At 41.7% G+C, this 11533-nt stretch carries 10 protein-coding genes and 1 tRNA gene; 5 read left to right on the forward strand and 6 right to left on the reverse strand.

What is annotated here, in order from left to right:
- The coding region (locus IM322_RS14490; RefSeq protein ID WP_287627018.1) for a transposase at positions 1-115 on the forward strand (115 nt) is incomplete at its 5' end.
- Between the two features lie 97 nt (positions 116-212).
- Here the strand turns inward: IM322_RS14490 and IM322_RS14495 are convergent.
- The 3 genes from IM322_RS14495 to IM322_RS14505 all read right to left on the reverse strand — a co-directional run bounded on the left by IM322_RS14495 (position 213) and on the right by IM322_RS14505 (position 5589).
- Complete coding sequence (locus tag IM322_RS14495; protein ID WP_002762148.1) at positions 213-548, reverse strand: XisI protein; 336 nt, start codon at positions 546-548, stop codon at positions 213-215.
- The gene (locus IM322_RS14500) at positions 536-952 is read right to left on the reverse strand and encodes an element excision factor XisH family protein (RefSeq protein ID WP_287673335.1); all 417 of its coding nucleotides are present in this window, start codon (positions 950-952) and stop codon (positions 536-538) included. The genes IM322_RS14495 and IM322_RS14500 overlap by 13 nt, the downstream gene beginning before the upstream one ends.
- A gap of 146 nt (positions 953-1098) precedes the next feature.
- The gene (locus IM322_RS14505; RefSeq protein ID WP_287673334.1) at positions 1099-5589 is read right to left on the reverse strand and encodes a HEAT repeat domain-containing protein; all 4491 of its coding nucleotides are present in this window, start codon (positions 5587-5589) and stop codon (positions 1099-1101) included.
- Between the two features lie 167 nt (positions 5590-5756).
- On the opposite strand from IM322_RS14505, the gene IM322_RS14510 reads away from it, so the two are divergent.
- Positions 5757-6485, forward strand: a complete 729-nt coding sequence (locus tag IM322_RS14510; RefSeq protein ID WP_287673332.1) for a TauD/TfdA family dioxygenase — start codon at positions 5757-5759, stop codon at positions 6483-6485.
- Positions 6486-6521: 36 nt separating this feature from the next.
- On the opposite strand, the gene IM322_RS14515 is transcribed toward IM322_RS14510, so the two are convergent.
- The 3 genes from IM322_RS14515 to petE all read right to left on the reverse strand — a co-directional run bounded on the left by IM322_RS14515 (position 6522) and on the right by petE (position 8986).
- Positions 6522-6595, reverse strand: a tRNA-Met gene (locus IM322_RS14515).
- Positions 6596-6678: 83 nt separating this feature from the next.
- On the reverse strand, positions 6679-8406 hold the full coding sequence (locus IM322_RS14520; RefSeq protein ID WP_149107929.1) for a succinate dehydrogenase/fumarate reductase flavoprotein subunit: 1728 nt from the start codon (positions 8404-8406) through the stop codon (positions 6679-6681).
- A gap of 202 nt (positions 8407-8608) precedes the next feature.
- Entirely contained in the window at positions 8609-8986 is a 378-nt protein-coding gene (petE, locus tag IM322_RS14525; RefSeq protein ID WP_287673329.1) for a plastocyanin, read from the reverse strand.
- Between the two features lie 192 nt (positions 8987-9178).
- Between petE and petJ the strand changes: the two genes are divergently transcribed.
- The 3 genes from petJ to IM322_RS23730 all read left to right on the forward strand — a co-directional run.
- Positions 9179-9499: a cytochrome c6 PetJ gene (gene petJ / locus IM322_RS14530; protein ID WP_002796336.1), complete on the forward strand. Its 321-nt coding sequence runs from the start codon at positions 9179-9181 to the stop codon at positions 9497-9499.
- A gap of 116 nt (positions 9500-9615) precedes the next feature.
- Entirely contained in the window at positions 9616-11295 is a 1680-nt protein-coding gene (locus IM322_RS14535; RefSeq protein ID WP_287673328.1) for a DUF3352 domain-containing protein, read from the forward strand.
- 134 nt (positions 11296-11429) lie between these two features.
- Positions 11430-11533 (forward strand): transposase family protein (locus IM322_RS23730; RefSeq protein ID WP_502845731.1); only part of this gene is annotated, 104 nt, incomplete at its 3' end.

The raw sequence follows: 11533 nt of genomic DNA on the forward strand, positions 1-11533 counted from the left end.
GGTGGTCGAGGGAATCAACAATAAACTTAAACTAATAAAACGGAGAGGCTATGGCTTGAGAAACTTTCGGAATTTTTGGGTTAGAAGTATGTTGTCTTGGCATCTTGTCTGTTGATTTAGCATAAAGGGTAACGAAGAGCCCTAATCTTCTTCTAATAGTGATTCATTTGGCGGCGATCGCGGTTTTGAGAATTGTCCATCATATTTGAACGTTAAGCGACAGCGAAGCCTGTATATTGACGTATTTTAGGTTCATGGAATCCCAAAACAATATCTTCTTTAGCAATGCCTGCGCTTAGTAATTCTTTGGTGATACCGTCTTCGGTGTTATCACATTGTACCCAAATTTTCTCGTTAATAATTTCTAAATGAATCAGACAATCATGATAACGCTGATTCTGTTGCCAACCTTCTGAAATGACGAGATATTGATCATTCTGAGGATCAAAAGCTAGACGATTTTGAATGTCCGCATTGTTATAAATAATTTGGCTATAGGGGACAAGAATCTGATGAATAATTTTGCGGTAATGGTTTAGTTTATCCATTGGGTGATTACCTCATTGTCAGGGTTAAAGATAATTAGTTTTAGTGTTTTTTCTTCAAGGAGTATTTGACCAATTTCTTGATGAAATAAGCTGTTGAAAGTGTTTTCTCGAATAGCAAGATAAAGAGTTCTATCTAAAAGTTGGCGTTTGATGATTTTTTCATAAAGAACATATTGACCCAGCGCATTTTTTAAGTCTTCGACTTCCGATGTCCCGATAAAGCTTTTAATTTCAACGGCTATTTTTTCTGTTCCTTTTTCTGCCATTAGTATCTTTTCAGCCGCTAGATCAATAAACAAGTCTTTTTTGCCAATTTTAAGACTTAAGGGATCATCGGTAACTATCCAGCCGTCTTTGATTAGGGCGTGTTTTACACAGTCATGGAAAATATCTTTGGCAGGCATTGTTTTTTATAGATAAAAACTGAAATTTTCTCAGGTTTACTTTAAGTTATTGTCTGAATCTACTAAGTTTTCCTGAATTTGCCCTAACAGTTCCTCACAATCTTTAACCAAGGGAATCCCCAATTCTTGGCATAATTCAGAGGTGTTTACCGATTTTTCCAGTTTAAGATCACTTCGATTAGGTTGGGTTGGTTGGGGGAGAAGGTTTGTAGGTTAGCAATGGGGTTTTCGGTAATCCATGCGGTGGGAATAGTCGGGTTAAGTTGTTGACAGAGGGATAAAAGGGTTTCGCTAGGGTTACTTTCTCCGAAAATGAGAGTTAATTGGGGATTTTGGTCGATTAGAGGGATAAGATGGCGTTTGAGTTGGGGGATACTGTTGACTTCGGGGATGGGGTATTGTTGCAGTCTGTGGTAGATAAGATTACAGAGTTCTTGGCTAAGTTCAGATGTATTATAGTGGTTGAGGGTTTCGGGGTTAAGGTAAAGGTACTCAGAGGGGAGTAAGTTGGGGAGATGTTGCAGGTTAAGCTGTTGACTGGTGGGAGTGTCACCGATGGGGGTGGTTTCTGGGGTGGTGGTAGCGTGCCATGCTTGGTAAAATTCGGGGTAAGATAGGGTTTGAGCGCATTTCCAGAGGATTTGGTAGCTATATCGTTTAAAACAACTTTCATAATTATTTTTAAGCAAGTAATATTTAAGAGTAGTTACCACTTTTGGCATTTGTTCTTGTTGCAGCATTTTCTCTATACTTTTTGTGGCTTGGTAAAGAATCGTTTCATCTGATGAAGAACAGAGTAAGTTGATTAAAGCTAAGATGGCTGTTTCATTATCTTGTCCAATTGTCTGTAAGGTTAATATTGTAAGGCTAAAAGTCGTTTCATCTGATGAGGAATGGAGTAAGTCGATTAAAGCTAAAATAGCTTTTTCATTACCTTTTCCAATTTTTTCTAAAGCATTTAATACTGTGCTTTTAATATTTTTATTTGATGAAGAACGGAGTAAGTCAATTAAAGCTAAGATGGCTGTTTCATTCCCTTGTCCAATTTTTTCTAAACTCCATATTGTATCTCTAACAGTCTTTTCATCGGATGAAGAACGGAGTAAGTCAATTAAAGCTAAGATAGCTGTTTCATTCCCTTGTCCAATTTCTCCTAAACTGCTTGCTGCTTGCCGACGAGTTTTATCATCTGATGAAGAACCTAGTAAGTCAATAAAAAACAAGATAGCTGTTTCATTCCCTTGTTCAATTTCTCCTAAAATTTCTACTACCATATCCTGAATCCAGTCATCTTTTGGTGAATGAAGCAGGTCAACTAAAGCTGAGATGGCTATTTCTCTAATTTGTCTAATTTCACCTAAACTCATTGCTATGTTTTGAAGAACTGATTCATCTTTTGAAGAACGAATGATGTCGATTAACGCTAAGATAGCTGTTTCATCACTAGAGTCATTTTCTCCTAAAAGTTTGGCTACTTCCCTCAGAATAGATTGATCTTTAGCCAAATAAATTAAGTCAATCAAAGCTAAAATAGCTATTTTATTGTCCTGTCTAAATTCTCCTAAATTCGTCGCGGTCTTGTGAAGATTAAATTCATCTTTTAAGTCAAGAATCAGGTTACTTAAAGTTGATATAGCCAGTTTATTTGTGAAGTCAATTTCTCCTAAAACTCTGGCTGCTCTCCTGATAATAGATTTATCTTGTGAAGAACTAATTAGATCGCTACAGGCTAAAATAATTGTTTTATCATCCTCGACCATTTTTTTTAAGTTTGCTGCAACAGCAACAAATATATATTCTTCTTTTAAAGAACAGATATAATGTATAAAATCTAACATGGCTGTTTCTTTATTGGGACTAATTTCCCATAAGCAAAATCTTATTAGCAGAATAGTGAAATCGTCTTCTAAGGAATGAATCAGATTATTTAAAGCTAAGATTACTGTTTCATTATCCTGCGCGATATTTCCCAAACCTTGCACTATAGAACTAATAAGTTCTTTGTCTTTAGAAGAATGAATTATATCGATTAAAGTGGAGACAACTGTTTCATTACCCTGTCCGATTTTTCCTAAACTGTACCCTATAGAACTAATAAGTTCTTTATCTTGAGAAGATCGAATGATATCTATTAAAGCGGAGATCGCTGTTTCATTACCCTGTCCGATTTTTTCTAAACTCCATAGTGCATACTGAATAGTCCATTTATCATTTGAGGAACGAAGCAGATCAATTAAAGCTAAAATGGCTGTTTCATTACCTTGTCCAATTTTTTCTAAACTCCATAGTGCATACTGAATAGTCCATCTATCATTTGAGGAACGAAGCAGATTAATTAAAGATAAAATAGCTTTTTCATTACCTTTTCCAATTTCTCCTAAACTTATTGCTGCTTGCTGACGACTTTCTTCATCTGATGAAGAACAGAGTAAGTCAATTAAAGCGGAAATTACTGTTTCATCATTCTGTCCAATTTCTCCTAGACTTTTAGCTGCTTTTTTAAGTATGAATTCATCCTTTGAGGAATGAATCAGATATCTCAAAGCGGAAATTATTGTTTCATCATTCTGTCCAATTTTCTGGAGACTTTTTACTGCATTTATCAGAGTATATTCATCTTGTGACGAATGAATCAGATATCTCAAAGCGGAAATCGCTAATTGACTATCCTCTCCAATTTCGCCTAAACTTTTGGCAGCGTAATTAAGTTCATATTCTTTTTTTGAAGAATAAATCAGGGCATTTAACAAGGCAATCGCTTTTGGACGATCTGTTTCAGTTAATATTGCTCTAGCAGATTTTGAGACAGGATCAAAGTAGGTTTTCCATTCTTTGGTTTCCCAATCCCAAAAACCAAATGCAAGGCTGATAATGAAAGCTACAATCTGATTCTCCAGAGAGCAAGTTTTGAACTCAATAACTCCTAACCTTGCCAAATAATAAGCACGATTATAATAAAAACGCCACCCTTCACAACCATCCTTAAAATCAACTAAATCCCTAATAAAACCCTCTTTCTCCTCATCCTTAACATCACTCCTACCCAACCATAACAAAATCACCTCTTTCCATTTCGCTTCAAAAATGCGATAAACCTTCCCCTCTACAGGACGATCTACATGATTTCGCGGTAAAAAGAAATCCCAATCTTCCACCCCACAAGCAGCAAAAAATTCCTGAAAATTAGGATGAAAAAAGGCATAAACCGCTTCTTGAGTCACGATATCCCGATCTACAATATTTAACCACCCCAAAGCTACCGCTAACTTAAATAATTCTTGTCCCATTACCTCAACCGCTAACCTTCTCGGTAAACGATAACGGGAAACACTCTCAATTCCTGCGATCGCCAATTTTCCTAAAGCTTGATGTAAAGAAGCTTGTAAGTGATCATCTTGCGTTAAATCTCTGACTTCCTTTTTCCAGTCGTAAAAATAAGGTAAATAAACCTGATAAAGCTGCGCCTTTGTTTCGGGTAAATCTCCCGGTTCTAATGACCAAATTTGACACAATACCACCAACCGTAAGGGATTTTTAACCAATTCCCTTAAGCTCTCTCGCCCTGACTCCTGTAAGCGATGAATTAAGCTTTCCCCGAAAGCTGAATTACCTTTGTACTTAAACCATTCTCTGATAAACCGAGCGCACTGATATTCCGTAAAATCTAAGGTTTTATAGGGAATAAACCCCTGTAAAGGATTCGTTAAATGGGCATCCCACACATTTACTCGACAGGATAAAGCCACTCGTGCCTTCTGTAAATAACTCGATCCCAGTTCATCCCCAATACGACTTAAAGCTTCTAGGGGAGAATTAACCCCCATCTCATCTAAACCATCTAATAACAACCAAACGGGCTTTAAATCAAATAATTTAGCAAATTCATCCTTGACAGCTTCCTTAACTTCCCTTACTCCTAAAACATCCCTTAACCACTTATTTTCTAAGTATTCCTGTAAGGATTGATGAGTATCTAACGCGCCTAACGAGATACAAATCGGCAAAGCGTTTTGTTTAAGAATATTTTCCGCTAAATTCTGTAATAAAGTGGTTTTTCCTGCTCCTGGATTGCCAATAATGGCAATATTTTTATCACCCTCTCCCTGAGTTGTTCCTAAATCGATATAGTTCAAAAACTCCTCATGTTCAAAGCGTCGGGTGATTTCTTCCCTTTCTTCGGTTTGTAATACCTGTTCCTTCGTCAAATCTTGGTTAATTGGTCGTTTTGGCTGCTGTTTACGCTCCATTAAGCCTAAAGGAACGAAAATCTTAACTTCAAAACCTTCCTCAGTAGCTTGCTGACGTAAAGGCTTATTAATTAGGGCTTGTTGACAAATTTCTGTCCAATTAATCTCCGTGTTGGATGATTCTTCATAATTCCACTCATCAGGATCGACAACATCAGTAATTTCTAATCCTAAAGCCGTACAAATAGCATAAGCTTTATCTCGATCGACAGCTTGTATTCCCTTCATAAATCGCTCAACGGTTCTCTTATCAACCTCTGCTTTTTCAGCAATATTGTCATAGGTTAACAGCCTACCTAACTTATTTCGTCCATTAGCTTTGGCTTGCTGAAGTCTTTGTTTTCCAGTTGATGTGGCTAAGATACCCCGTTGTTTACGTTCTTTAGGCATAAATCCAACTCATTCACTACGAGTCCCATTATCAATCTAACTGATTCGATCGGAAAAGGGACAGAAAGGGGAACTTAATATCTGTCTATAACATGATCTCGTCAATTATAAGCATTTTTCAGAAGATTGGGATGTTCTAAACATTCTATTTCTTCGAGAGGCTTATTATGTCTTCAATTCTCACATTCTCCCCCTTCACTCAATCCACAGCTACCCTAAAAAACCACCTCAAAAAAAACGGTTTTTTTGTCTTCGATAACCCTTGGGGCGATCGCTGGGTACAATGTTTACAGGATGTTACCCAAGCAACCCCCGTTATCCAAACTAACGGAAAGATTATCTATCCTATCAAAGCAAATCCTGACGCTATGGGAAAAAGTGATGCACAATCCCCCGGAATTGGGCTTTTACCTCATACAGAATGGTCCTACAAAGCTATCCCTCCTAAATACCTCTGTTTGCACTGTAAAACCCCAGATCGTTGGGGTGGGGGTGCGACGACTTTGGTTAAGTTTGATGACTTATTGCGTCATTTTACCCTTGAGGAACAACATTTTATGGCGGCTCAACCTCAATATTTTATGTCCAAAGACGGCAAAGAAAGCTGTTTTGCACCAATTTGGCAACGAGATGCCGAAATCATCCGCTTTAGCTATAATGTGCTGATTTATCGGGAATTTAGCCCCGATCTTAATAAACCGGTCGCTTCTGACCTAGATTCCCGTTTAATGGCTTTATGTGATAAATTTCTGGCACTGTTTGAAGCCTATCACGTTCCGCTCTATTTAAAAGCAGAACAGATCTTGATCATAGATAATTATACTTGTCTCCATTCTCGCCAATCTTACATTGACCCCAATCGCTCTCTTGAACGGGTAATGTTCGACGTTTGTTAATGGGAAATCGGATTTAACTACCGGATTTATAAGTAATGGCGGGAAGCGGATTTGAACCACTGACCTTCGGGTTATGAGCCCGACGAGCTACCAGACTGCTCTATCCCGCGTTGCTTTATCTACTATAGAACTAAATCTCGGTAAATGCCAAGGAGTTTGTAAAATTACTTTACATTTACCGTGCGACCAGAGGTTAATACTTACGTTCCACGGGGGTGAAATCCTGAATCACCACGGGCATATAGTCGATATCGATGCGGTCGGGGGAATAATAGGCGAGGGTATGCTGAAGGAAATTTTGGTCATCCCGTTGGGGAAAATCTTCGCGGGAATGGGCCCCTCGGCTTTCTTGACGATTGAGGGCAGAGGTGAGGATAATTTCCCCCACCACCATGAGACTTTGTAATTCCCAGGCCTCGATTAGTTCCGTATTCCAGCAATCACCCCTATCATCGAGGTAAATCTGCTCGTATTTGCGCTTTAATTCGCCGATTTGTTTAATTCCCTCGCGCATGGTCGCTTCGGTGCGAAAAACGCCGCAATGTTGGGTCATACAGTCTTGGAATTGCTGACGCAGTTGACCGATGCGAATCGTGCCTTTTTTGGTCAATAAAGCGGTGATTTCCTCTTTCGCATCCTGAAGGTAAATATCGGGATTAAAGACGGGAAAAGCGCGTTTTTCGACGTATTTAGCGATCGATTTGCCGGTTCTTCTCCCATAGACCACACATTCTAACAGGGAATTACTGCCCAAACGATTGGCCCCGTGAACAGAGACACAGGAACATTCCCCGGCGGAGAAAAAGCCCTCGCTGAGGGTATCGGCACTTAAGCGAACGCGACCATCGGTATTAACGGGAATGCCTCCCATACAATAGTGAACTGTAGGACGTACAGGCATCGGTTCCTCTACCGCATCGACACCGACGAGACGGTGGGCCTCCTCCCAACAGAAAGGAATGCGACTCATAATTTTTTCCCGGCCTAAATGGCGTAAATCCAGATAGACAAAGGGGCCTCCGGCGCTACCGTCCAGATTTACCCCCCGGCCGGCGCGAATTTCTAGGGTAATGGCGCGGGAAGTGATGTCCCGGGGGGCCAATTCCATGCGCGAGGGGGCGTAATCTTCCATAAAACGACGACCTTCGCTATTGATTAAATAAGCTCCTTCACCCCGGACCGCCTCCGAGATTAAAACACCGACGGGATAGAGTCCAGTGGGGTGAAATTGGACAAATTCCATGTCTTCTAGGGGAATACCCGCTTTTGCCGATAAAGCTAAACCGTCTCCCGTACAGGCGAAATCGTTGGAGGTGGTGTTATAAACGCGACCATAGCCCCCCGTCCCGAACATAATTGCTTTTGCCCGGAGGATTTCTAACTGTCCGGTGGCGATTTGGTACATAACCACCCCTTTAGCCGTACCTTCTTCGAGGATAAGACGCAAAACGTACCATTCATCGTAGATTTTTACCTGATTACGGCCTAAATTGCTGACTAATTCGTGCAGCATGGCGTGACCGGTTTTATCGGCGGCGTAACAGGCACGGTTATGGCTGTGACCGCCAAAGGCTCTTTGGGCAATGCGTCCATCTTCGAGACGGGAGAATAACACGCCTAGATGTTCCAATTCGATGATAACTTCGGGGGCTTCTCGGGTGAGGATATCCACCGCATCCTGGTCAGCCAGAAAATCGGAACCTTTGACAGTATCGTAGGCGTGGGCCTTGGGATTATCTTTGGGGTCAACGTTTTGCAGGGCGGCGGCGATACCCCCCTGGGCAGCGACGGAGTGGGAACGAATTGGGTGGGTTTTGGCAACGACAGCAACATCGATAGTCGGGTTGAGGCGTTTGATTTCTAAGGCGGCGCGGCATCCTGCTAACCCACCGCCCACTATAACGACATCGTGTTCTTTCATGGCTGATTTTCCTACGGGCTTCTGTTTCTATGGTGGGGTGAGAATTGCTCCCAAGTGAGTTTTGTAATCGAGACTTTATATTTCAGGAGTCAAAAGACAAAAGACAAAAGGCATCTTTGTTCTCCCCACACCCCACACCCCACTTCCCAAAAAACAACCCGCGGCAGTTAACCGCGAGTTATTTTTGGCTAAAATCGGATCATTACTGAACGGTAATCGTTCCGACCATACCGGCGCCGCGATGGGGTTCGCAGTAGTAGGTGTAAGTACCCGGTTCGCTGAAAGTGCTTTCAAAGGACTCACCGGCGGAAAAAGCCAGACCTTTGTGGGATAATTTGCTGGCTTGGGCTTCGGCAACTTTGGTGCTATCGAAAACTATGTTATGGGGAGAAAGTTTGTTATTGACCCATTTCACCGTATCTCCTGCTTTAATGGTGAGGGTGGGGGGCTCAAATTTTAGTGTACCCGCATCACCGCCCATCTTAACCGTGAAGGTTTCCGCGGCAGCGGAGGCAGTGTTGAAGAAGAAGCTAGAGACGACTAGCACCACGGTAGCGAGCAATAAACCTAATTTTTTCATGCTTGTTAATCCTTTACACGAGGGAAGATGACAAGTTTGACAGCCTGTCTTTTGACAAAAAAGTAAAAGTTTGCTTTTAACTGTCCCATGGATTAATTCTACACGAAGTTTGACAGCTTGTCTTTTGACAAGAAAACCGTTTTTTTCTGACGATGGTTGGGGAATTTCTTGAGAAATAGAGGAGAACCTATCGTGAAAAGATTATTAATTTCCCTGTGCTTGCTCTTGGCTGTGGTTACATTCGGTATGGCTCGTCCCGCTTTAGCTGATGGGGCTTCGATTTTCAGTGCTAACTGCGCTTCCTGCCACATGGGCGGTAAAAACGTGGTTAATGCCGCTAAAACCCTGAAAAAAGAGGATTTAGTTAAATACGGCAAAGATTCCGTTGAAGCTATCGTTACCCAAGTTACCAAAGGTATGGGGGCGATGCCTGCTTTCGGTGGTCGTCTCAGCGCTGAAGATATCGAAACTGTAGCTAATTATGTCCTCGCTCAAGCGGAAAAAGGCTGGTAAAAATTAGTTATCGGTGGCGAGTTATCGGTTGTCAGTCTGGTAAGAATTGTAGCGATCGAAATTCTTGGGTCATTTGCTGGCTTAAAATAGCTAATGGTTCATCTCGGGACAAGGTTGTGAAATTGCGATCATTTTTCTATCTTTTAGGTGCGACGGTAATCATTCTCCTAGGAGTCGCTACAGCCAGTTTTGCTTGGATTCTCGCCGATAGTCCTCTGTCTTTGCTCAAAGGTGGGGTGCTGCGGGAACCAGCGGCGGCGATTTTTGTGCCGAAACAGGCCCCGGTTATGGTATCCTTGCTGGTCAATCCCGAACGTTTAGAGTCTTTTGGTCAATTAATCGCTACACCGGCTAATCGACGACGTTCCCACCAAGAAATTAAAGATTTAGAAAAAACTCTCCTCGGTAAAACGGGATTGAATTATCAAAAGGAAATCAAACCCTGGTTAGGGGAGGAAATTACCCTCGCTGTTACTTCCCTAGATTTCGATCGCGATACCGATAATGGTATCCAACCGGGTTATCTTTTGGCAATTCAAAGTAAAGATGGTGAACGCGCTAAGGAATTTCTGCAAGCTTCCTACTCAAAACAGGCGGTTTCGGGCAAATTTGACCTCGTTTTTGAACTCTACAAGGGAGTTAACCTCATTTATCAACGTCCCTTGACCGCGGGAGATAATAATCGTTTTCTCGCTAGTGCCGTGGTGGGTGATACGGTGCTTTTTGCCAATAATATCAAGGTTTTGCGCGAGGCACTTAATAACGTGCAAGTACCGGATTTAAACCTAAAAAATAGCCCCGATTACCGAGAAGCCCTCAAAAATATCACCGAACCGCGTATAGCTATCGTTTACGGCAATTTACCCCCGTTATCGGCTTGGATCGCTAATCAACCCGTCCCGGAGAGTCCCGAAGCCAAACAACGATTAGCCACGGCTTTTACGCTCAAATCCGGGGGAATAGTCGCTCAAACCGCCTTAATTGGAGTCTTAGGACAGGATGACCAAGCACCAATTTTATCTAGTCCCGTGGGAGCATTATCTTTTATCAGCGAAAATAGCCTTTTAGTCGCCGCTAGTCGCGATTTAAATCGTTTTTGGACTCAGGTAGAGGAGGGGTTAGAAGCAGATAGTCCCCTACAGGAATTAATAACACAGGTCTTAAACCGCTTCCAGTCGCCTTTAGGTTTAAATTTGCCTGAAGACGTTTTTAGCTGGGTTAGAGGCGAATATAGCCTCGCTCTCGTGCCTAGTTCAAAGGGGATGGAACCCGATAGTGTTTTTGTAGGGGAACGGCTGATGGGGGTAGAGGTGGACAGTGCGATCGAGCATTTGGATGAGTTGGCCCGCAGTCGCGGCTATAATGTGGTTAATCTGCCTTTACTCGATCGAACGGTGACAGCTTGGACAAAGTTAACCACGGCGGTCCCAGGGGGAAAAGCGCAACTAGAGATGATCGTGACGGGAGTGCATACTAGGGTCGATAATTATGAAATTATCGCTAGTTCTGTGGAAGCGATGGGTTTCGCTTTATCTGCACAGAAAAACCCGATTTTAAGTAGTGGTAAGTTTCGACAGGCAATTACTGCTTTACCCGCAGAAAATGATGGTTATTTTTACGTCGATTGGCGACAATTACAGCCAGTTATCGAATCGAAATTCCCGATCGTGCGGGTGTTAGAATTATCGATTAAACCTTTATTTAATAATCTGCGTTCTCTTACTATTAGTAGCCAAGGCAGTGATAATTCCGTGCGTCGGGGAACGATTTTCTTTAATCTGGGAGTGAAGTCTTAATCAGTTATCAATTACTGAAGGTAAGAGGCAACCCCCCAATCCCCTAGGGCTGTTTCATTCTCCCATCAGAATATCAAAAGTAAAAGCGATCACAGTCAGGTAAAATGAAAAGTGACCGCCAACCTTTAAAATATATGTTGAGCTTAATAGAAAAACTGAAACAAGTCAAGGACTTTCGGAAAGATAAAGGAAAAAGACACCCTTTATGGATAGTATTATTAGTAATAATACTGGGAAC

Source organism: Microcystis sp. M109S1 (assembly GCF_020247025.1).
Taxonomy (GTDB): domain Bacteria; phylum Cyanobacteriota; class Cyanobacteriia; order Cyanobacteriales; family Microcystaceae; genus Microcystis.